Annotated in this window: 23 protein-coding genes and 3 pseudogenes; 14 read left to right on the forward strand and 12 right to left on the reverse strand. The window is 68.8% G+C overall.

From position 1 onward, the window contains the following. The first annotated feature begins 291 nt into the window (after positions 1-291). Positions 292-2,274, forward strand: a complete 1,983-nt coding sequence (locus ACFYPN_RS15650; protein ID WP_389298983.1) for an amino acid transporter — start codon at positions 292-294, stop codon at positions 2,272-2,274. Between the two features lie 440 nt (positions 2,275-2,714). On the opposite strand, the gene ACFYPN_RS15655 is transcribed toward ACFYPN_RS15650, so the two are convergent. Continuing rightward, a complete protein-coding gene (locus ACFYPN_RS15655; RefSeq protein ID WP_389299005.1) occupies positions 2,715-2,954 on the reverse strand; it encodes a hypothetical protein in 240 nt (79 codons plus the stop codon). On the opposite strand from ACFYPN_RS15655, the gene ACFYPN_RS15660 reads away from it, so the two are divergent. Both ACFYPN_RS15660 and ACFYPN_RS15665 read left to right on the forward strand, forming a co-directional pair. After that, positions 2,848-3,213: a flavin reductase family protein gene (locus ACFYPN_RS15660; protein ID WP_389298570.1), complete on the forward strand. Its 366-nt coding sequence runs from the start codon at positions 2,848-2,850 to the stop codon at positions 3,211-3,213. The genes ACFYPN_RS15655 and ACFYPN_RS15660 overlap by 107 nt on opposite strands. A gap of 554 nt (positions 3,214-3,767) precedes the next feature. Then, entirely contained in the window at positions 3,768-4,736 is a 969-nt protein-coding gene (locus ACFYPN_RS15665; protein WP_389298572.1) for a TIGR01777 family oxidoreductase, read from the forward strand. 226 nt (positions 4,737-4,962) lie between these two features. Here the strand turns inward: ACFYPN_RS15665 and ACFYPN_RS15670 are convergent. From ACFYPN_RS15670 to ACFYPN_RS15680, 3 genes and pseudogenes are all read right to left on the reverse strand, one after another. Further along, positions 4,963-5,459, reverse strand: a pseudogene (locus ACFYPN_RS15670) (IS5 family transposase). Further along, on the reverse strand, positions 5,360-5,569 hold the full coding sequence (locus ACFYPN_RS15675) for a hypothetical protein (RefSeq protein ID WP_389299007.1): 210 nt from the start codon (positions 5,567-5,569) through the stop codon (positions 5,360-5,362). Before ACFYPN_RS15675 ends, ACFYPN_RS15670 begins: the two are co-directional and overlap by 100 nt. Beyond that, positions 5,570-5,629 (reverse strand): annotated as a pseudogene (locus tag ACFYPN_RS15680) (hypothetical protein); the annotation flags it as partial. A gap of 132 nt (positions 5,630-5,761) precedes the next feature. Here ACFYPN_RS15680 and ACFYPN_RS15685 point away from each other — a divergent pair. The 3 genes from ACFYPN_RS15685 (at position 5,762) to ACFYPN_RS15695 (ending at position 11,596) form a co-directional block, all read left to right on the forward strand. After that, the gene (locus ACFYPN_RS15685; protein WP_389298573.1) at positions 5,762-5,938 is read left to right on the forward strand and encodes a TIGR02391 family protein; all 177 of its coding nucleotides are present in this window, start codon (positions 5,762-5,764) and stop codon (positions 5,936-5,938) included. 409 nt (positions 5,939-6,347) lie between these two features. Beyond that, positions 6,348-11,048: a DUF6531 domain-containing protein gene (locus tag ACFYPN_RS15690; protein ID WP_358760113.1), complete on the forward strand. Its 4,701-nt coding sequence runs from the start codon at positions 6,348-6,350 to the stop codon at positions 11,046-11,048. A gap of 47 nt (positions 11,049-11,095) precedes the next feature. Further along, entirely contained in the window at positions 11,096-11,596 is a 501-nt protein-coding gene (locus ACFYPN_RS15695) for a hypothetical protein (RefSeq protein WP_358760115.1), read from the forward strand. 140 nt (positions 11,597-11,736) lie between these two features. Here the strand turns inward: ACFYPN_RS15695 and ACFYPN_RS15700 are convergent, their stop codons facing one another. The 3 genes from ACFYPN_RS15700 to ACFYPN_RS15710 all read right to left on the reverse strand — a co-directional run bounded on the left by ACFYPN_RS15700 (position 11,737) and on the right by ACFYPN_RS15710 (position 14,443). Continuing rightward, the gene (locus ACFYPN_RS15700; RefSeq protein ID WP_389298575.1) at positions 11,737-12,252 is read right to left on the reverse strand and encodes a hypothetical protein; all 516 of its coding nucleotides are present in this window, start codon (positions 12,250-12,252) and stop codon (positions 11,737-11,739) included. Positions 12,253-12,314: 62 nt separating this feature from the next. Beyond that, entirely contained in the window at positions 12,315-12,797 is a 483-nt protein-coding gene (locus tag ACFYPN_RS15705) for a DUF6924 domain-containing protein (RefSeq protein WP_389298577.1), read from the reverse strand. Between the two features lie 605 nt (positions 12,798-13,402). Continuing rightward, a complete protein-coding gene (locus ACFYPN_RS15710) occupies positions 13,403-14,443 on the reverse strand; it encodes a recombinase family protein (RefSeq protein WP_389298578.1) in 1,041 nt (346 codons plus the stop codon). Between the two features lie 117 nt (positions 14,444-14,560). Between ACFYPN_RS15710 and ACFYPN_RS15715 the strand changes: the two genes are divergently transcribed. From ACFYPN_RS15715 to ACFYPN_RS15725, 3 genes are all read left to right on the forward strand, one after another. Beyond that, positions 14,561-15,184 carry a flavin reductase family protein gene (locus ACFYPN_RS15715; RefSeq protein WP_389298580.1) on the forward strand — a complete coding sequence of 208 codons (624 nt, stop codon included), beginning with the start codon at positions 14,561-14,563 and terminating at the stop codon, positions 15,182-15,184. 47 nt (positions 15,185-15,231) lie between these two features. Next, positions 15,232-15,498, forward strand: coding sequence for a hypothetical protein (locus tag ACFYPN_RS15720; RefSeq protein ID WP_266701666.1), 267 nt, complete (start codon positions 15,232-15,234; stop codon positions 15,496-15,498). 168 nt (positions 15,499-15,666) lie between these two features. Beyond that, positions 15,667-16,446 carry an ABC transporter permease gene (locus tag ACFYPN_RS15725; protein ID WP_358760123.1) on the forward strand — a complete coding sequence of 260 codons (780 nt, stop codon included), beginning with the start codon at positions 15,667-15,669 and terminating at the stop codon, positions 16,444-16,446. An 89-nt stretch (positions 16,447-16,535) separates the two neighbouring features. Here the strand turns inward: ACFYPN_RS15725 and ACFYPN_RS15730 are convergent, their stop codons facing one another. From ACFYPN_RS15730 to ACFYPN_RS15750, 5 genes and pseudogenes are all read right to left on the reverse strand, one after another. Beyond that, entirely contained in the window at positions 16,536-16,760 is a 225-nt protein-coding gene (locus ACFYPN_RS15730) for a hypothetical protein (RefSeq protein ID WP_358760125.1), read from the reverse strand. Positions 16,761-16,963: 203 nt separating this feature from the next. Next, positions 16,964-17,101, reverse strand: a pseudogene (locus ACFYPN_RS15735) (undecaprenyl-diphosphatase); the annotation flags it as partial. Beyond that, complete coding sequence (locus tag ACFYPN_RS15740) at positions 17,086-18,432, reverse strand: integrase (RefSeq protein WP_389298582.1); 1,347 nt, start codon at positions 18,430-18,432, stop codon at positions 17,086-17,088. The pseudogene ACFYPN_RS15735 and the gene ACFYPN_RS15740, both read right to left, overlap by 16 nt. 107 nt (positions 18,433-18,539) lie before the next feature. Further along, positions 18,540-18,737 (reverse strand): hypothetical protein, encoded by a 198-nt coding sequence (locus tag ACFYPN_RS15745; protein ID WP_358760129.1) that lies wholly within the window; start codon positions 18,735-18,737, stop codon positions 18,540-18,542. Between the two features lie 153 nt (positions 18,738-18,890). Continuing rightward, entirely contained in the window at positions 18,891-19,358 is a 468-nt protein-coding gene (locus ACFYPN_RS15750) for a hypothetical protein (protein WP_358760131.1), read from the reverse strand. Positions 19,359-19,532: 174 nt separating this feature from the next. On the opposite strand from ACFYPN_RS15750, the gene ACFYPN_RS15755 reads away from it, so the two are divergent. From ACFYPN_RS15755 to ACFYPN_RS15775, 5 genes are all read left to right on the forward strand, one after another. Further along, positions 19,533-19,760 (forward strand): helix-turn-helix domain-containing protein, encoded by a 228-nt coding sequence (locus tag ACFYPN_RS15755; protein ID WP_389298584.1) that lies wholly within the window; start codon positions 19,533-19,535, stop codon positions 19,758-19,760. A gap of 25 nt (positions 19,761-19,785) precedes the next feature. Next, positions 19,786-20,082 carry a hypothetical protein gene (locus ACFYPN_RS15760; protein WP_389298586.1) on the forward strand — a complete coding sequence of 99 codons (297 nt, stop codon included), beginning with the start codon at positions 19,786-19,788 and terminating at the stop codon, positions 20,080-20,082. Between the two features lie 90 nt (positions 20,083-20,172). Continuing rightward, complete coding sequence (locus ACFYPN_RS15765) at positions 20,173-20,811, forward strand: hypothetical protein (RefSeq protein ID WP_389298588.1); 639 nt, start codon at positions 20,173-20,175, stop codon at positions 20,809-20,811. Then, positions 20,808-21,080, forward strand: a complete 273-nt coding sequence (locus ACFYPN_RS15770; RefSeq protein ID WP_389298589.1) for a hypothetical protein — start codon at positions 20,808-20,810, stop codon at positions 21,078-21,080. Before ACFYPN_RS15765 ends, ACFYPN_RS15770 begins: the two co-directional genes overlap by 4 nt. Then, a complete protein-coding gene (locus ACFYPN_RS15775) occupies positions 21,077-21,358 on the forward strand; it encodes a hypothetical protein (RefSeq protein ID WP_389298591.1) in 282 nt (93 codons plus the stop codon). Before ACFYPN_RS15770 ends, ACFYPN_RS15775 begins: the two co-directional genes overlap by 4 nt. The last annotated feature ends 8 nt before the right edge of the window (positions 21,359-21,366 follow it).

Consider the following 21,366-nt stretch of genomic DNA (forward strand, 5'->3'; position numbering starts at 1 on the left):
CACCAGCGTCCGCGTAAGGGGCCGTCGCCCGTCGGTCGGGCCGAGTGGGAGCGAGCGGTCCGGGAGGGGATCCGGCCGCCCGGGCCGGGCCACCACCCGGAAGTCGGGCGTTTTCGGTGTGCCCCGGTTTTGATCGGGCAAAGGACTTCATCCTTTCTGATTTTCGTGCGGTGTCCCGGGCACCCGCAGCCGTGGTGATCGTCGCGGCCGCACGGGCGCGGTGACGCCGTGATCGTTGGCGAGGGGTGGGGCGAAGACATGGGCGAGATGCGCGAAGGACGCCGGCCGGTGATGGCCCGGACGGGTGGGCCCGGGGTCCCGGAGGTGGTGGAGAGTCCGGCGCGGCGAGCACAGCCGACGGGCGCGGCGGCGCGCTGGTTGTTGCGGCATCAGGTGCAGCCGGTGGGGCCGGCGGCCGGTGACGACCATGCCGAGTCGCAGCCCTGGTGGAAAGTGATGTGCCTGACGGGTGTCGACTACTTCTCCAGCCTCGCCTACGTCCCGGCGATCGCGGCGCTCGCCGCCGGGGCGGTCTCGCCCCTGGCCACCCTCTTGATCGTGGCGCTGACGCTGCTGGGGATGCTGCCGATGTACCGACGGGTGGCCAGGGAGAGCCCGAACGGTGCGGGTTCGGTCGCCATGCTGGAGGATTTGCTGCCGTTCTGGTGGGGCAAGCTCTTCGTCCTCGTCCTGCTGGGGTTCGTCGCCACGTCGTGGATCATCACGATCACCCTGTCCACGGCGGACGCCTCGGTACATGTGGTGGAGAACCCGTTCTTTCCCGCCGCTCTCCACGGGCACGAGGTCGCCCTGACGGTGGTGCTGCTTCTGGTCCTCGGAGCCGTGTTCCTGATCGGGTTCAACGAGGCGGTCAATGTCGCGATCCCCCTGGTCGCCGTCTTCCTGGCGCTCAACGCCGTTGTCATCGCCTTCGGCCTGGTCGACGTCTTCACGACTCCCGGGGCTCTCTCCGGCTGGACCGGCGCGCTCGCCGACGGCGGAGGCGGCCTCGGCGACCTCGTCGGCCCGGCACTGCTGGCCTTCCCCCTGCTGGTCCTCGGCCTGTCCGGGTTCGAGACCGGGGTGAGTATGATGCCGCTGATAACCGCCAAGGGCGCCGACACACAGCAGCGGCTGCGCGACCGCATCCGCAACGCCCGCCGACTGCTGACCACGGCCGCCGTGGTGATGAGTGTCTACCTGCTGGCTTCCAGCTTCGTCACCACTGTCCTCATCCCGCACAAGGAGTTCGAGCCGGGGGGCGCCGCCAACGGCCGTGCCCTGGCCTACCTGGCCCACGAGCACGTCGGAGAGGTCTTCGGCACTGTCTACGACATCAGCACCATTCTCATCCTCTGGTTCGCCGGCGCCTCCGCCATGGCAGGCCTGATCAACATCGTCCCCCGCTATCTGCCCGACTACGGCATGGCCCCCGAGTGGGGGCGCGCGGTACGCCCCGTCGTCCTCGTCTACACCGCCCTGTGCGTCCTCATCACGATCGCCTTCGGCGCCGACGTGAACGCCCAGGCCGGGGCCTACGCCACCGGAATCCTCGCGATGATGGTCTCCGGGGCCTTCGCCGTCACGGTCTTTGTCGCCCGCCACCGCCGACGTACCCCCACCGTCGGCTTCGCGCTGCTCACGGCGGTCCTGCTCTACGCACTGATCGCCAACGTCGTCGACAAGCCGGACGGCCTCGCCATCTCCGGCTTCTTCATCGCCGGCATCATCGCGGTGTCGCTGGTCTCCCGCGTCTCGCGGACAACCGAACTGCGCGCCGACCGCATCGTCTTCGACGACACCGCCCGCCGGTTCATCGCCGACACCCTTGCCCACGACCGGTCCATCAACATCATCGCGAACCGCCGTGAGGCGGGTGACGCGGACGAGTACGCGGCCAAGGAACGCGAGCAGCGCGGCACCAACCCCGTACCGGGCCCGGCCGACGTGATCTTCCTGGAAATCGACGTCGTCGACCCCTCCGACTTCAGCGAGACCCTCACCGTCCACGGCGCCGAAGTCGACGGCCACCGTGTCCTGCGCGCCGGGGCCCCGGCCGCACCCAACGCCATCGCCGCGATCCTCCTCGCCCTGCGCAACGCCACCGGCGTCCGCCCGCACTGCTACTTCGCATGGGCCGAGGGCAGCCCGCTGCGTCACATGTTCCGCTACTTCCTCCTGGGCCGCGGTGACACCGCCCCCGTCACCCGCGAGATCATCCGCAGCAACGAACCCGATCCGGACCTGCGCCCCGGCATCCACGTCGGCGGATGAATCGCACGCCTCCGGGTGACCCACCGGGGTCGGGAACGACGGCGTACCGGCCCTGACCGTCCAGCCGGTCCGGTGGATGCCCCTCCCTCACCGGGTCCCCCTGGCGATCGCGATGTCGTCCGACCGGTCGGGCGTCCTGGCGTCCGGACACCACCTGGCCCTCCGGTCGGTCGGATGGAGCGACCCCTCGCCGAGAAGGAGCGCCTCCCGTGTTCCGCACCACCGCACCCTCCCGTGTTCCGCACCACCGCACCCACACGACACGGGGCAGCATGGTCGTCGGGCCGCCAGTGCACCGGCCTGTCCGCAGACCGCCGACGCCGTCACCGTCCGCGACGAACCCACCACCGTCCCCGCCGTCGTGAGCCTGTCGCGGGCAGCCCGCCGCATGGTGGTGCGGAATCTGGTCCTCGCCGCAGTGTTACGTCCCCGGTCCCCGTTCACGCACCGGTGAGGGCCACCAAGGCCGCCAGACGGTCGTCGAGGGGACCGGAGACCGTACGGACGGGGGCACCCGCCGCGTGAAGGGTGTTCAGGAGAAGGCGGTCCGAGAGAACACGGAAGTGCTCGACGATGGGCGGTGTGCCGTCGTGCAGGGGGAACTCGACCGGGAGGTGGACGAAGACGTCGTACGAGGTGAGCGCGCGGTGCAGGAACTCGCGGCCCAGATGGTCGAGCACGGAGCACCAGGCGGAGTTGCCCTCGGTGTTCGCGACCAGCGGGGGCGACAAGTTCGGCCGGCTCGCCTGGCAGCGGTCGGCCAGGGGTGCCCCGATACCCGACGATGTCGCCGCGTGGATCGAGTGCGAGGTGGCGGACGTCGTCCCGGCCGGCGACCACCTCTTCGTCCTGGGCCGCGTGCTCGAACTGGCGGTGGCGGGTGATCCCCGCCCCCTGATCTTCTTGCAGGGCGACTACGCGCGCCTCGCCGGCCAGTGACGCGGCCGTCGCGGCGGACGGGCCCGTGTTCTCGTACGGCTGCCGCCACCCGTCATGGAGCAGAACATGATGGGGCTGCGGTGGGGTTTCGAGCTTTCCGTCCAGGTGGGGCGGGTGGTCGCCACGATGTGGAGATCCGGTTGGTTGAGGCGCGGAGGCATCGGTGCGGCAGGAGTGGGCGCCGGAGGACCTGATCGGGGTCGTGTACGCGAACAGCTGGGGATGACCGGACAGGCCGGTAGTTCTCCCCCCGGGCCGGCCTGCGGACTCCGTAGTCGGCCCGGCGGGCCGGTTTGTCGTCATCCGATACCACCCCGGTGGATTCGGGGCGCAGGGCACCGGAGTATCGCCGTCGGCCTCCGCCACTACGCGCGCAACGCGAGCCGCCCCCTGACCACCCTCGGCATCACGTGATCAAACCGGACAACGCTCCCAACTGACGTCCAGCGCCCAGTGCCGTACGGCGAGGCTGGCTGCAATCGCGGATCGCACCTCGTGTTGAACATGTTCAATTCCTTGGTCTAGGCTCACCCGAGACGAAGGAGAGGTAGCCGATGAAGATTGTGGTTCCTGGCGGCACCGGACAAGTCGGAGCGATCCTGAAGCGCGCACTCGAAGCCGCTGGCCACGAGGTCGTAATTCTCACCAGACGCCCCAGGCGCGCGGGTGAGGTCCCATGGGACGGTCAGACCCTGGGGCCATGGACATCGGCGGTGGACGGCAGCGATGTCGTCATCAATCTGGCCGGACGCACTGTGAGTTGCCGATACACGGCAGCCAATCTGCAGGAAATGATGGACTCCCGGGTCGACTCCACCCGGGTTGTGGGCGCCGCGATTGCGGGAGCTGCCCGACCGCCACGGCTCTGGCTGCAGATGAGCACCGCCACGGTATACGCGCACCGCTTCGACGCCCCCAACGACGAGGCCACCGGTGTGATCGGCGGTACCGAACCGGGCGTGCCCGCCTACTGGGCGTACAGCGTCGAGATCGCCAAGGCATGGGAGCAGGCTCAGCAGCAGGCCGAAACGCCGGCCACGCGCAAGGTCGCTCTCCGCTCGGCCATGGTGATGAGCCCGGATCCCGGCGGGGTCTTCGCCGTCCTGCTGGGACTGGCCCGCCTGGGTCTCGGCGGCCCGGTCGCCGGGGGAGCACAGTACGTGTCGTGGATCCACGAACAGGACTTCCTGCGCGCGGTGGAGTTCTTGATCGACCGGGAGGACATCGCAGGGCCGGTGAACCTGGCGGCTCCCCATCCCCTGCCGCAGCGCGCATTCATGCGCACCCTGCGCTCTGCCAGGGGTGTACCGGTGGGTCTCCCTGCGACCAAGTGGATGGCCGAGGTCGGCGCGTTCGCTCTACGTTCCGACACCGAGCTGCTGCTGAAGAGCCGCCGTGTCGTCCCGGGCCGACTGACCCAGGCAGGCTTCGACTTTCAGTACGCACAGTGGCCCCAGGCCGCGGATGAACTGGTACGTCGGGTGCGCAAACGGGTCGGAGACGGTTCCGCGGCGCGCCGGTGAACGGATCTGGAACAGCGGCCGATCCGGCCGCGCCGTCGGGCCCTGGCCAGCCTGCGCCGCATACCAGCCCCCCTGCGCGCAACGCCATCCTCCCCCTGGCCACCTCGGCATCACGTGATCAAACCGGAAAGACCCATTGAACGACGCCGCCCTGGCTTGTGGCTGGCCCGCACTGCCTGCAGTTCCTGCGCTGTGCGGAGTGCTGAGGGGGCTTTAACTGATCGTTTCAGAATGAGGCCCGAAGGCGGCGGAGGCATATGTGGCTGCAGGCCAGGGCGAGCAACCCCTGGTGGAGGTCGGCGCGGCGTTCGTAGGGGGTGCGGAGCCGTCTGAGCTGGTGCAACCTGGCCAACGCGCGCTCGACCGCCCAGCGGACCTTGCCCAGCCGTGCGCGATGTCCCGTCGGGCGATCATGGGTTTGATGCCACGTGTCCACAGCAGGCGGCGGTACTTGTCGAAGTCGTAGCCTCGGTCCGCGTACCGGCAGCGGGAGTTGCGGCGCGGGCATCCCGAAGCTCCCCGCATCGGCGGGACCGCGTCGAGCAGGGGCAGGAGCTGAGTGACGTCGTGTCGCTTGCCGCCATGGAGCGTCACGGCGAGTGAGGTTCCGTGGCGGTCGACGATCAGGTGGTGCTTGGAGCCGGGGCGTGCGCGGTCGACGGGTGAGGGGCCGACGTGGTCCCCCCTTTGAGGGCCCGGACGTGCGATCCGTCCACGGAGCAGTCGTCCAGGTCCGGCAGGTCGGCGCGGCGAAGCTCGGTCAGCAAGGCGGCGTGCAGGCGTGGCCAGACGCCGGCTTCGGTCCAGTCCCGCAGTCGGCGCCGGGCCGTCATGCCGGAACAGCCCACAGTCTCCGCGGGGACGTCCCGCCAGGCGGCACCGGTCCGCAGCACGAACAGGACGCCGCGAGTGCTGATCGGTCAGGAACACGCAACCCCCGGGATGTCAGAGCATGTTCTCTGAGGACGCGCCCCGAGCCGGTCGCCCCGTCTGCGGCCTGATGGCGGCAGCGACACTTCCGTAGCGTGCAGCGCGGTGCAGCAGCCTTCAGCGAAGGAAGCTATGCCGCCCTGCGCAATCCGAACAGACACGAAGACGGTGTGTCCGAACTGTCCGAGCACCAGGCGCTGGAGCAGCTGGCAGCGTTGAGTGTGCTGGCCCGGTGGGTCGAGGAGGCTGCGCTGCTGTTCGGTCAGGACTGACGTCAGTTCAGTTGATCGCAGTTCTGGCAGGCCGCTGGGTGGGCGGTCGCCCCCCGCCGGTCAAGGTCGGGGGGTGGGGGAGGCGGGGCTGCCGCCTCGCTGCAACCGCTGTTCGCCCACTCGGTGGGCGGTTGCGGTCTGGTTGCGGCTGGCTGATGGTGAGGAGGAACTTGATAGCGCGGTGTTCGTCCATGGCGGCGTAGGCGTCGGCGAGGTGGTCGAAGGCGCGTCCTGGGCGCCCGGGGGGACCCCCGCCCCCGTGTCGGATGATGACGCGCCGTCAGGTGGGTTCGGCCAGGTTCCACCACCCATGCGCTCGACGACGGCAACCCGTTAGGGTTCTCTGTCGACGGCGCGCTCCGGCTCCTGCTCTTCGCGCGCACGGGCGGGGCGACGGGAGGATACGGGGATGGGTTACACGATTCCGGGATGGCTGGACGAGATCCTGGACTTCATCGGAATCAACTTTCCCAACGTCGACGAGGACGACTACCGCGAAATGGCCGTAGCCATGAGGGAGTTCGCTGATCAGTTCGAGGGGCACGGGGGCGAGGCGCACGCCGCCTTCTCCCGGATACTGTCCTCGTCCGAGGGCTGGGCCGTCGACGCGATGGAGCGGCACTGGAGTCACGTCAAGGCCGGCCATCTGGAGAAACTCCCCGAGCTTGCCAGGCTGTTCGCGGACGCCTGCGACGTACTCGCGGAGATCATCTTCTGGATGAAGACCAAGGCCGAGGCCGAACTCGCCGTCATGGCAGGGTCGGTGGGGATCTCCATCGGGCTCGCCTGGGTGACCGGCGGGCTGTCGGCGCTGATCGGCGCGGCCGAGATCACCGCGATGAGACAGGTGGTCAAGCGAATCATCGACCAAGCGGTGGACCGGATCGTCGACGAAGTGATAGCGAAGGTCACCGAGCCGGTCAACGCCAAACTGGAGGCGATGGTCGAGGACATGGTGCTCGACATCGCCGACGACGCCTTCTCCCTGCCCGCCCCGGACGGCGGCGGGGACGGTGGCAGCTCCGGGGGAGACAAGCACGACGGGCTGCGACTCGCCTCGGCCGGCGGCTCCGGGGGCGGCTCCCCGGGCGAGGCGAAAGTCACCGTGATCGACCACGTCGAGTTCGAGGACGGGGCGGGAAAGGTCGCGCGGCGCGGCAGCGAGATGCACACCGCCGCGACGTCGCCGCTGGGCCGGGTGAAGGGGGCCTTCGGGCGCAGCAAGGGCCGCGACCCCTTCACGCAGGTCTTCGACAGCGTGCTGCACGGTGCGGTCCAGGGCTCGGAGAAGGCCCTGAAGAAGGTGACCAAGCACATCACGGAGACCCTTCCGGTGCGGGTGAACTCCACCTCCCGCCAGTTCAAGGACAGGGACCACGACGTCCGCACCGCCATCGACGCGATCGCCGGCGGCAAGAAGGGCCACCACGGCGGCGACACACACTCCCGTGTCGACGACCCGGGCAAGCGCAGGCCCGAATCCTTGAAGGACGTCTCGGCCGACGCACGCGACAAGGCCGTCGCCCTGTCCCAGCGGCGGTGCAAGACCGACCCGGTCGACGTCGCGAGCGGGGAAATGGTACTGCCCCAGACCGACTTCGGGGTCCCCGGCATCCTTCCCCTCGTACTGCGACGCACCCACATATCCGGCTACCGCTACGGCCGCTGCTTCGGGCCGAGCTGGGCCTCCACCCTCGACGAGCGCCTGGAGCTGACGGGCGGCGGCGCGGTGTGGGCGCGAGAGGACGGTTCGCTCCTCGTCTACCCGCGGCTGCCGGCCTCCCCGGACGACCCGGTCGAGCCGGCCGAAGGCGAGCGAATGCCGTTGACGTTCGTTGGACGGGATGTGCTCGGGGAGGTCACCTACGCCACCACCGACCCGTACTCCGGGCTCGTACGCCGGTTCACCGGCAGCCCGTACACCTCCGGCAGCCTGTACTGGCTCACCGAGATCGAGGACCGCAACGGCAACACCGTCGAGATGGTCCGCGACACGGAGGGGATGCCCTCCGCCATCCTCCACCACGGCGGCTACGACGTCCGGGCGGCCTGCGACCGGGCGAGCGGCAGGGTCCTGGGTCTGGAGCTGCGCACCGCCGAAGGGCCCGTCGCCGTCGCGTCCTTCGGCTACGACCGGGGCGACCTGACCGAGGTCAGGTCCTTCTCCGGCATCGTCCCGCTGCGCTTCACCTACGACGGGGAGCACCGGGTGACATCGTGGACCGACCGCAACGGCCACACCTACGCCTACGTGTACGACGCGGCGGGCCGGGTCGTCGAGACGGTCGGACCCGACGGCGCGTGCTCCTCCCGCTTCGCGTACGACACCGAACGCCGCGTCACCCGCTTCACCGACTCGACCGGGGCCGTGACCGTCACGGAGCTCAACGAACTCGGGCAGACCGTCGCCGAGACCGACCCGCTCGGCCACACCGCCCACTTCGTGTGGGACCGCCACGACAACCTCCTGCAACGCACCGACGCGCTCGACAACACCGCCCGCTTCACCTGGGACGAGCACGGCAACCTGACGGACATCCACTTCCCGGACGGCTCCACGTCGAAGACCCGCTACAACGCCCTCAACCTGCCCGAAGAGGTCACGGAGCCCGACGGCACGACCTGGCGCCAGACCTTCGACGCGCGCGGAAACCGCACCCGGATCACCGCCCCCGACGGCACGACGACGCACTTCACCTACGACGAGCGGGGCGCGCTCCTCACCCTGACCGACCCGGCCGGTGCGACCGAACACCTCACCCACGACGCGGCGGGTCTGGTGCTCACCCGCACCGACCCCCTCGGCCACACCGCGTCGGTGGAGCGCGACGCCTTCGGCCGGCCCGTCCGCGCCACCGCCCCCGGAGGCGCGAGGACCGAGATGGAGTGGCTCCCCCAGGGGCGGCTCGCCCGGCGCGTGGCGCCCGACGGCACCGAGGAACGCTGGACCTGGGACGAGGAGGGCAACTGCACCTCGCACACCGGCCCGACCGGCGCGGTCACCCGCTTCGCCTACACCCACTTCGACAGGCTCGCCTCCCGCACCGGCGCGGACGGCGCCCGGTACGCGTTCGCGTACGACACCGAACTACGCCTCACCGAAGTCCTCAACCCCCAGGGGCTGCGCTGGACCTACACCTACGACGCGGCCGGCCACCTGACCCGCGAGTCCGACTTCGACGGGCGCGCGGTCACCTACGCGTACGACCCGGCCGGCCGGCCCGTCGCCCGCACGACCCCGCTCGGCGCCCTGATCACCAGCGAGTACAACGCGATGGGCCGGGTCATCGCGAAGGACGTGGCCGGCCGGCGGACCCGCTACACCTACGACGCGGCCGGGCGCATCAGCTCGCTGACCTCGCCCACCTCCACCCTGACCCTGGAACGGGACATCGTCGGCCGGGTGACCGCCGAGACCGTCGACGGACGCACCAGCCGCTACACGTACGACGCCGCCGGGCGCCGCACCGGCCGCACCACCCCCACCGGCGCCGTGGCGCGGACCACCTACGACCTCGCCGGCAACCGCACCGCCCTCATCGGCGACGGGCACGCCCTGACCTTCACCCACGACGCGTGGGGCAACGAAGTGACCCGCAGTTTCGGCCCCGCCGTGGCGCCGGTCACCCTCACCTCCGGGTGGAACGACCGGGGCCGGCTCACCTCGCAGCTGCTGACCGCCGGGGGCCGGACACTGCGCGCCCAGTCCTTCGACTACCGCGCCGACGGCTGCCTGGAACGCGTCGCGGACGACCTGCGCGGCACCAGCACCGGGTTCGTCCTCGACCCGGTCGGCCGCCCCCTGCGCGTCACGGCGGAGAACTGGTCGGAGTCGTACACGTACGACAGCGCGGGGAACGAGACCAGCGCCGACTGGCCGGACGCCACCGCGCGCACCGAGGGCCGGGGCGAGCGTCACTACGAGGGCACCCGGGTGCTGACGGCCGGGCGCATACGGTACGCGTACGACGCTGCGGGTCGCACCGTGCTGCGCCGCAAGACCCGGCTGTCGCGGAAACCGGACACCTGGCACTACACCTGGGACGAGGAGAACCGCCTCACCGCCTGCGTCACCCCGGACGGCACCCGGTGGACGTATTCCTACGACCCGCTGGGGCGGCGCACCGCGAAGCACCGCATGGCCGACGACGGACGGACCGTTGCGCACTCCGTGCACCTGACGTGGGACGGCACCCGGCTGGCCGAGCAGACGGACACCACGCACCACATCACCACCACCTGGAACTACGACGGCCACCGCCCGTTGACCCAGCTCGAACGCCGCACCGGCCCCGGGCCGGAGGAACCGGCCGGTGAGGTGGACGCGCGGTTCTTCGCGATCGTCACGGACCTGGTGGGCGCGCCCAGCGAACTCGTGGACGAGCAGGGGGAGATCGCCTGGCGGGGCAGGTCCACCGTCTGGGGTGCCACCGCCTGGAAACGCGACGCGGCCGCCCACACCCCGCTGCGCATGCCCGGCCAGTACGACGACGCCGAGACGGGGTTCCACTACAACTACCAGCGCCACTACGACCCCGAGACCGCGCGCTACGTCAGCCCCGACCCCCTCGGTCTGGGACCGGCGCCCAACCCGGTCGCCTACGTCACCAACCCGCACACCCGGATGGACCCCGAGGGTCTGATCGCCAAGGGGTGCACGGAGAAAGGCGGTTGGTACAGCGGGATGAAACCGGCGAACCTGCTGGACGAGGACGGCAAGCGGGTGAATTCCGTGGACCAGGAGATCAACCACATTCCGGCGAAGGCGTCCTACTCTCATCTCGACGCGGCCGGGTTCCGCACCAGCAAGAACGGCGGCGGGGCGGGCATGGGCCCCTCGATCCGCATGGACGCCGAGGACCACCGCGAGTTGTCGAGCACGGGCTCCAGTAAGGAGAGCGACGAATGGCGCGAGAGGCAGCGGCAGTTCATCGACGCCGGCCATTGGGACCAGGCCATGAAGATGGACATCGACGAGATCCGCGCGCTCTACGGAGACAAGTACGACACCCACATCAAGGACATGGTCGACAGCCTTCAGCACAACAGGAAGTTCCAGGCCATGCTCAAGGACAAGGGGTGGACGATAGACTACGACTTCCTGAAATGACGGGCTGGAACGACAAGGCGCAGACGCCGAAGGACTGAGGACGGACCATGGATCTGGTACTCGACCCGCCGCGTGGAGTCGCGCCGATCCTGCTGGGAATGACGCGCGACGAGGTACTCGCCGTCGCGCCCGAGGCATGGGGCGAGCCCAGGGTGCTGCGGCGCCCCGGCAGGAACTCGGCGAAGGTCTCGTGGACCCTCGACCACGTCGGCGTACAGGCACTGCTCGAAGGCGACGGGACCCACGTCACCGCCGTCGAGCTGTGGTGGCCCGGCGAGGGCCGCATCTCCGCCACGCGCGTCCTGCTGGAGAAGGACGAGGTGTTCACCACCCCCGCCGCGGAGCTCTTCCGGCGCGCCGCTGAACGAGGCTGGACGGTCGACACATCACGCCCCGAGTACCCGGTGATCCCCGGAGTGTCGCTCGGCTTCACCCGACAGACCTCGCAGGAGGTCGAACGGGACGCCGACGGGCTGCCCGCGTACGTCACGTCGGTCCTGGTAGGCGACGATCACTACTACGACTACCTCCAGAAGCCGCGCGGCTGACCGGCACGACCCCCGTACGACCACCGGGCCGGACCGGCAGCGGCTCTCCGGGCGTGCACCCGGCCGGCCCCCGCTCGGCCGCACGGCCCACCACACCCCTCGCGCCATCCGCCCACCGCAGAACTGCGTCCGGGTGCGTGTCACGACGTCGCGAACGCCAGCAGGTGGCAGGCCGGTTCGTGCTCGGTGTCCGGAAGGACAGCGGTGATGGCCTGCGCCCGCTGTCGGCCCATGGGGTGGGGCTTCGATCCCGCCGCCGCTGCGAACTGGTGGGCGACGTATGCTCCGCGGTCTACGTCGCCGCCGCGCAGAAGTGCCGATGCCAGGTCCGCGAGGACGACTACTCCGGATTCGGGCAGTTCGCCGCCGAGGCGCTCGACTGCGGAGTCGGCTGTGGCCGCCAGCTCCTGACGCCTGAGTTCGCCAAAGACCGAGAAAGCTAGGTAGTCCATCCGGTACGGCGTCACGAAGCGTACCCACGCCTGTTCGCTCACGTGGTCGGCGAAGTCATAGGCGAACTTGGCTCGATCCAGCGAGCGCAGGGCGCCAGCGGTATCGCCCGACTGAGCAGCCTCCTCCGCGTACCGACCCAGGGCCCATGCTGCCGCGGTCGCATTGCCACGTCCGCGTAGGTCTTGAGCTGCCTGCGACAGCATTTTCCAACGCCTTCGAAGGGCTGGGCGGCCGCTCGCGATGTGGCTGGGTGTGGCTGAGCTCTTCAGTCGGCAAATCCTCGGAAGACGCCCTCGGAATCGTTCCTGGCCACCTCCGCGAAATCGCCGAAGTCCAGGTTGGCGAGCATCAGGTTCGCGTTCATCTCATGGATCCCGTACGGCACCACGCGGAAGGCGCCGCCGTACGCCTCGAACTCCTCGTCGCTTTCGCACTGCTCCCTGGTCAGCAGAGACAGCGCCAGCAACGTGACTGGGGTTTCCTGCATCGAGGCGCGGTCTGCGAGGTAGACGACACCGCGGCGCTCTGCGTACGCGGATGCCTCGGAGAGAGCCTGAGCCGGCGTGAATCCCCTCCATTGCGGCTCATCGACGATGTGGACGTACGGCTCGAAGTCGTCCTCTTCACCCCAGGTCATCATCAGCGCGGCTTTCACGGCCGCCCACGCTCGCTCATCGTGATAGTCGGTCCTGATGATCAGCGCGGCGTCCTTGTCACGCCCCGCCGGCCACTCAATACGGTCACCCATGCGGCTCTCCCCACCCATCCGCGCAGGTCACTGTCCCACGTATTCGGCATGCATGTTGCGCGAGGGCACTGAAGCACCCACTCACCCTGGGGGCGGCTGATGGTCGCAGGGCTTCGGTCGGCTACTGCTTCCTGGTGAAGCTGCCGGTGTCGACCTCGGTGAGGATGCCGAGCGTGACCAGGCGTTTCAGCTTGGCGCGGGGGCCCTCGATGTTCTTCGGCAGCAGTTCGTGGTCGAGGGCTTGGTAGACGTCACGGGCCCGAAGGGGACCGGTGGCCTCGTTGAAGACGGCGAGGATGCGCGGGTAGCCCGGGTGTTCGGGCAGGTCCGGTGAGGCGGCTCGGGCGGGGACGCGGTCGGCGAGGGCGGTGGGGCGGTCTTGCGGGTGGTCGCGAGGTGTTCGAGGTGGGTCCCGGCCTCCCGTAGCCGGACACGTAGTTCGCCGATCTGGGTTCGGAGGTCGTCGGCCATGGCCTGGGCGGCGTCTTCATGGATGCCGAGCGCGTCGAGCTGGGGCTGGACGTTCACGCGGTCACCGTCTGCGGGTAGCGCCAGATGGGGGTGCTCGCGTCGGTGAGGCGGCGGGCCATGACGTGGGTCATGGCTCAGTAGACGCGGGAGACGGATGCCAGTCGACTCCCAGCCACGCGATCAGCGGCCACAGGCGAGAATTCCGGAAAGTTCGTTGCGCAGTCCTTGGGTGTGACGATCTGTTCCCAGTTGCCGAGGATCGGATGACCGTTGTCGTCGAAGAGAACGAGAGACCAACCGTCGTCCGTGTGCGCCGATCCAACACGGTGCTTTCCGCCGTACGAGACCATCCCGGCGTAGCGCGGGTTGCGCAGCATTTTGTTCACCATCACCGATGACCACCTGGTGCCTGCGGGGGAGGGAACGCCCTCGGCGTTGAGCGTGGTGGCGATGGCGTGGCCACTCTCTCCTGACAGGCACTGTTCGTAGATCCAGGCGACGCGGGCAGCCTCCTCCGGGATTCGCTTTCCCTTGTCAGCCCCTTTGCGGATCCATCCGTAGGCGATCCGGCCCTGGATCTTCCCCTCCTGGGCGGTGGAGAGGTGCATGCGGGCGACGCGGCGGCCGGTGTCCTCGGAGGACTTGAGGGCCATGACGCAGAGCATGCGGGCCATGTGGCGGTCGCTGTCGTTGACGAGGTTCATGCGGCTGCCGGTGGCGCCGAGTGCCGGTCGCTGTACGTACTCGATGACATCGATGAGGTCTTCGAGGTCACGCGGCTGGCGGACGAGGTGGTCGAGGTCGTAGAAGATGACGCCGTCTATTACGCCGGCTGCCAGGTCGGCGAGGAGGCGGCGGAATTCCGGACGGACGACCACCCAGTCGATGGTGCCGTCGGAGCGGACGACCTTGCGCTTCTTGAAGGCGGAGGTGTCGTTCTCCTTGTAGATCTGGGCGAACGGGCCCCAGCCCAGCCGTGCGCGGGTGTCCTCGGCGTCCTCGTACTGCCGGTCGACCCCGGCTTCGAGACCGAAGCGGTCGGAGGAGATGCGTAGATGGGCGCCGGGGCGCTTTGGCACGAAGGCCGAGAGTTCGTCGTACGGGTTCAGGGTGGTGCGGCCGTTACGGGCGTGTGCGGGGACTTCGAAGTCGTCCCAGAGGGGTGCTGCGGACACGGGTGGCTCCGGTGGTGCGCGATCCTGCCGTCACCGGACACCTTCCGCGGAATGCGCGATGGGGCGAAGCCGGGATACCTGGCTGGAATCCGCCGGCCGCACGCGATACTGCTGATCATGCGCGTCGACTTCGATCCTCAGACCATGCAGTCCCGAGCCTTCTACCAGTTGCTGACCGCGGTGGTGGTGCCCCGGCCGATCGCGTGGGTCTCCACCGTCGCCGCGGACGGCACCGCCAACCTCGCACCGCACTCCTTCTTCACCATCGCCTGTGTCACACCCCCGGTCGTGCAGTTCACCTCGGTCGGGCGGAAGGACTCGCTGCGCAACATCGAGCAGACGGGAGCGTTCGTGGTGAACCTCGCCCCCGAACATCTCTTCGAGCAGATCAATGCCACCAGTACGGACTTCCCCCGTGGTACGAGCGAGTTCGACGCGGTCGGCGTCGCGACGGAGCCCAGTCTCCGGGTGGCCCCGCCGCGGGTCGCGGCGTCGCCGGTCGCGCTCGAATGCGAGCTGCACAGCACCGTGCTCCTCGGTGACTCCACCGTGGTCTTCGGCCGGGTGGTGCACGCTGCCGTCGATGAGGCGGTCCTGGTGGACGGCCACCCGGAGATCACCCGGATGCGCCCGCTCACCCGGCTCGGCAAGGACGAATGGGGGACGCTCGGCGGTATCCGCGAGATCTCCCGGGTGCCCTGGGCCCAGTGGCAGAAGGACGAGGGGTCTGAAGCGCGGTAAGCGGTCCGCGCACTGCGGTTGTCAGTGGGTGGTGCGATCCTGCCCGTATGGACGAGCTGATGCGGCGTCGGGTGTACGGCGCCGACCACGAGGACCCGGATCCCGGACCGCGCCCCGGGCACACCTACCGAGAGTTGGTCGGCGGCCCCCTGGACGGGCTGCTCCTCGACGTGACCGGCTGGTCGGAGACGGCTCTGGCCGAGGGGGCGGCCCTGATCACGGAGATAGGGGCGTACGGCCCGGGCGGCCGGGCCGAGTACGGCCCACGCCGGGGCGACCTCCACCGGTGGGACTGGCAGGGCGACACGCCGTGACCTGCGCCCCCTGATCCGGCGCCGCGCTCCGTTCCCCGCACCGGCGCCGTCCGCCGCCGCCGGCGCCGGGCCCGCCTCCGCTCGGTACCGGGGCGGTCCCGGCCGACCGGGGCGCGAGCGTTCCGGTGCACGGGTCCGGGCGACCGGGGCCACCCATAGGGTGAGCCGGTGACACTGAGCGCGGCATCCCTTCTCCCGGTCAACCTCACCCTCGGCATCCTCCTGGGTGTGCTCGTGCTGGTGGCGGCGGCCGTGGTGGGTCTGGGCCGGCTGTCTCCGGACGATCAGACGCGCCGGGCCCGGGAGATCCTCCTCGCCTGCGTGCGTGCGGCGGTGCAACTGGCCGTGGTGTCCTTCGTCATCACGTGGGCGGTCACCGAGGTGCTGGGGCTGCTGGCGTTCCTGGTCGTCATGTTCTCCGTCGCGGTGCGCACGGCCGGGCGCCGGATCACCGACAACCACACCTGGTGGCTGACGTGCGTACCGATCGCCGCGGGGGTGGTGCCGGTGGTCGGCTCGTTGCTGCTGACCGGACTCGTTCCGGTGAGAGGCGTCGCGCTGATCCCGGTCACCGGGATCCTCATCGGGGGGGCGCTCACGGTGACCGTCCAGGCCGGGCGGCGGGCGTTGGACGAGCTGGAGCAGCGGCGGGGCGAGGTGGAGGCGGCCATGGCACTGGGGTTCCTGGACCGGGACGCCCGGGTGGAGATCGCCAGACCTTCCGCATCCGACGCGCTGCTGCCCGGGCTCGATCAGACACGGACCGTCGGGTTGGTCACGCTGCCGGGTGCGTTCGTCGGGATGCTGCTGGGAGGCGCCAGTCCGTTGATGGCCGGTGCGGTGCAACTCTTCGTACTGGTCGCGCTGATGGCCGTGCAGTCGATCGCGGTGGCGATCACCCTCGAACTCGTCGCCCGCCACCGCGTCTTCCGGACCGCACGGGGGTGACGTGCGCGACCCGCAGGACCCGCACGACCCCATCCCCGGGACTCGTACGACCCGTAGGCCCGTACGCCCCGGGGCGGCGCGGTCCGGTCTCACGCCGCTTCGTACCGGTGGGCCCGGCCGCCCCGCCACTCGACCCACATCGGGTTGTCGAGTATCCGGTCGGGGTCGTCCAGCCCGGCCTCGGCCAGGAAGACGATGACGTCCCGGTCCGAATGGGCGAGCCCCAGTATCTCGTCGCGGCCCTCGTAGTGGACGGTCACGCGACGGCCGCCCGTGGGGGTCGGCCGGTGTATGACGATCGGGGGAGTTGCCATGCGCCCAGATTGCGTCGGGATGGGACCGGTCGCATCCGGCGCGGGGCTGGCGGTGGCTCCCCTCGCTGTTCCGGCCCGGGCCAGTGGGAGACGAATGGGAGACGAATGGGAGATCGACCCGGTGAGAGGGGGAGGAATTGTCCCCCTGTAACCAGAATGCCCCCAGGAGGAACCTGGGGGCATTCTGCCTGCACGGAGGCTGGTCAGCCCGCCGACTCGCCCGCGTGGGGGCTCAGCACACCTGCGCTGACCAGGGCGAAGAGCAGGATGCCGAGGATCACGCGGTAGTAGACGAAGGGCATGAAGCTCTTGGACGAGATGAACTTCATGAACCACTGGATCGGTCAGCCTCCCGCAACGCTGCGACCTGGGCTTTAACCCACCCGGCAAGATCAACTGGGAGAGGCTTGGGAGAAACAGGCTCCCACTCGTCTCCCAGGGTGAGAACGAACTTCTCCCACCGGGCCTGGAGTGACTCCATGATGGCACGCTCCATCGCCGGAGTGACGTTGCTGTACGTCCCCTCCACGCCAGGCAGCTCGTGCCCCATCCGGGACTCAACGGCAACACGGCTATGCCCATCCTCGTCCAGCCACTCCTTATGCCCGTGACGCAACAGGTAGAGCCGCTTTCCCGCATACGCTTTCACGCCCTCCCATCCAGGCAAAGGGCGCCGCGACACCACCGACTGGCTTTGCCCCAGGCGGACACGGTCGAACTCCGCCGAAGCCGGACGCCCGTCCGCAATGCGCCGCCAGTAGTGGTACGAGAAGTTCGCCTTCGCCAGTGGGCCGTTATTGATTGAAGGAAACACCCACTCGTTCTCGTGACTACCCATCAGCAATTCCAGCAGCTCGGCAAGAAACGGCGGAATCACCAGGGTGCGGCAGGAGTCGTACTTCGGCGGCAGCAGCGTCAGAACGCTGTCCTTCCACTGATGCTGGTACTCCACCCGCACCGCGGGCATCACGTCAGCGCCGGCGTATCGCTCAAGCGATTCCTCGCGCTGCTCCTCATCCGGATCGGATGCCGGCCACTGAGGGTGCACGTATTCGCGGCGCAGCGCGTACAGCTCGCCCGGACGCATCCCGGTGCATGCCATGGTGAGCACGAACACGTAGCCGGGGAACCCCCAGTAGATCAAGGCGTTGCACGCCAGCTGGTGAACATCGGCGATATCCATGTGGCGCTTCTTCTCTTTGACCTTCTTGGCGTACTTACCGCGCCGCCGCTTGTGGGACACGGGAGACGCCTTGCGGAGCTCGTCCTCAACGGCGTCGTCCATCATCATGGCGAACAGTCCGAGGATCTCCCGCCCGTAGTCGGCACCAACGTTGGGGCGGGCAAGAAGCTCTTTCCTCCAGGCCCGGTACGAGGAAGGTTTGATGTCGCCGACCGGGGTCTCGCCCCACCGGGGGACGATGTACAGCCTGGACATGGACCGGCAGGCTCGTTCACGGAGGTGCCCGACATCGATGCCGTCGAGCCAGTCCGCGACGTACTCCTTCATGAGGACTGCGCCGTCGCGGCGTGCGATGTACCGGTCGTTGCGGACATCGGACTCGCGGTCGAGGCCGTACTCGTAGGCCGCGGTCTCGTCCTTGAAGCCGGACGCACTGTCGTACATTCGTCGGCCGGTCTCGGGGTGCACTTTCCCCGTGTCCCAGCGCACGCGCCAAGTGTCGACGCGCTTCTCAGGCCATGGCATGACGGCCCCTTTCCTGGAGGGTGTTGCGGAAGCCGGCGGGCACCCCTGCCGCCCGACTCCGCGTGACTTCCTTACTGTGCCGTGCCCACAATGCAGCCGCGACACTTCCGGCAGTCTCTGCCCTCGCGTGCCATGAACTGCCGGACGAGCTCCTGAATGCTCGTGTCGGTTGCCACAGCAGGGTTGAGGACGCACATCCACTCTTCGTTGACTTCGAGCCCGTGGGCGTAGTGCCCAGGACCGAGGTCAACTTCGATGACTGTGCTCATGAGTCCCCCTGTCTACTCGCGGAGACCCCTCCAGGTCAGTTCGAATCGTTGCACACCGAACCGGTCCCAGTCAGCCGGTAGTTGAACATTTTCCGCCAACGGACGGTCACAGTCCTGTTACGCAGAAATGGTTGTACGAAGGGGGTGCGCGAATCATCGCGAGGGTGGCAGGACGCCGCGCTTCTGGAGTTCCTTCATGAGGTCAGCGGTCATCTTGTCGGTCTGGCCGTGCGTGAGTTCGGGGGCGTGCAGGCCGGCGACTTTGCTTACTGCGTCGCGTAGTTCGCTGGCGATCTGATCACGTGATGGCCGGGTGATCTGCGCTCCGGCGATGAGTTCGCCGCCGTCGACGAGCTTGATGGAGTCGGCGCCCTTGAGGACTGCGATGCAGGAGCCGGGCACGAGGCCCAATCCGGTCTCGACCTTGGCGTAGCTGGTGGCCCGCACCGCCGAGGCGCCTTCGTTGTCTTTGCCTCCTTCGACCCGCCGGTAGGTCATGGGGGCGAGGTCGCAGAGGCGTGCCGCCTCGTCGATCCCCAGGTGGAGGGATGTGCGGCGCTGCGTCACGAGAGCGGCGAGGAGTGCCAGGCGACGTGCGGTGCGGTCTGGGGTGGCGGCCATGGTCGCCATCATCCCAGCTACCTCTAGCTACCGCCAGAAGTACCGCCCGGTGTGGCTAGATCTTGACCTCTACCTAGAGGTTCACGGAGAGATGGCTAGAGGTAACTGGAGAAAGTTAGAAGTTACCGCGCAGTATCTCTAGAAACCTCTAACTTGTTCCTCTAGATTCTCTCCATGGAACAACCCCCAACCACCACCTACGAGGTGGACGGGGCGGAAATCCGCACCCGCCGCAAGGAACTCGGCCTCAGCCAGGCCGAGTGCGCCGCCACAGCCCGTATAGCGAGGCCCTACCTCTCGCAGATCGAGAACGGATCACGGCGTCACCTGAGGCCCCCCACGTACCAGGCGCTTCGCACCACCCTCCAGATCAGCCAAGACGACAGCCGGCTCCTCGCCTGATGGAGCTGGCGCAGGAAGGAGAGACATGGCAGCCCCCACGAAGCCGAAGCCCGTCCTTGAGCACTACTACAACGTCAAGCAGGCGTGCGACCGGCTCGGACTGTCCGATGAGAAGGACCCGGACGACAAGCGTGGCCAGAAGTGGCTCCGCGACGGAGTCAACAAGCTCGGCTTCCCGTGCCTTCGCATGGCCGGGCAGCTGAAGTTCTCCGACTCGGATCTCGCGGAGATCGCCGAGCTGCACCGCAATCGGCGCCACGGCAACAGCGTGACCCGCAAGCGGCGCATGACCCGCAAGGCCCCGCTCGCCGCCATCGCCTGACGGCAGCAAATGAGGCCGCCCCCGAAACGCCAGCCTCGGGAACGGCCTCGGACCCACCACACACCTGTTCCTGATGAAAGGCGGGCCACTGTGCCCCAGAATCCCACACCTGCCACTGCGGGTGTCACCAACCCCACGGCCGACCAGACGATCGCCGCCCGGTTCGCCAACCACACGATGACCGTGCTCCACGAGGACGGCCTGTACCGGCACCTGCGGTTCGACAACCCGGAGAAGCCCGGCCAGTACCCCTTCGAGCTGATCACCTGGCCGTACAACCTCGTCGTGAAGTCCGGCTGGACGTTCCACTTCGACATCGACGCGACCCCGGACATGTTCGTGCTGTTCCGGCGCACCGCGTTCAGCGGGGAGATCAACCCCGGCTACTGGCAGGAGAAGGTCCGCGCTGGCCGTGACGAGATCGAAGGGTTCGACCCGGACACCTTCGAGCGACTGGTGAAGGAACACGTCGTCCAGGCCATCCGCGAGGGAAGCGCGCCGCGCGGCCTGGGACGCGAGGTCACCACCGAGATCTTCGAGATGGGTGACATCGACAACGAGGCCGGCGCCCGGTCCGCGCTCGACTCCTTCGACTACAAGGGCTGGTCGTTCGGCGAGACGTGGGAATGGAACTTCTCCGACTACAACCCCGGCTTCCTGCACTCGTGCCACGCGATCCGCCACGCCATCGACCTGCACGCCGCCGCCCGGAAGCAGGTGGCCGCATGAACCGGGAGACGTTCGACTACCTGCTCGACCTGACGGCCAACCCGTTCATCCCGGAGCTGCACCACGACGACTGCGACGACGAGTCGTGCGTCCGCTGCATCACCCCGGCCGACGCGGACGTGAACGCGAACGTGGACCAGGGCGCCGCCGCCCGCATCGCAGCTGGTATCGCCGCCGAGCAGCGGCACCTCCTCTACGACGCCGACCCGGACTCCACAGTCCCCGCCCTCGTAAACCTCCACCACACCCCGCGCCGGAGAACCGGATGAGCCACTACGAGAACACCCCGCCGCAGCAGTACGAGATCACCTGGTGGTCCGGACACGTCGAGACCGTCATCGCCCACCAGGTGTCCCACGGCAGCCTGCGCATCCGGATCCGGGCCCTCTCCAACGGTGAGTTCGCAACGGAGTCGGAAGGGCAGCGGATCTCCTTCCACGCCGAGGTCGACGGCCAGTGGACGCTCCAGCTCCAGGCCCCGGAGGCGGACATTCGCATCGTCCGGAACGTCACGGCGGGCGAACAGATGCCCGGCAGTACGTCATGACCGGCCCG

Origin of the sequence: Streptomyces sp. NPDC005576 (genome assembly GCF_042871745.1) — a bacterium.
GTDB lineage: Bacteria > Actinomycetota > Actinomycetes > Streptomycetales > Streptomycetaceae > Streptomyces.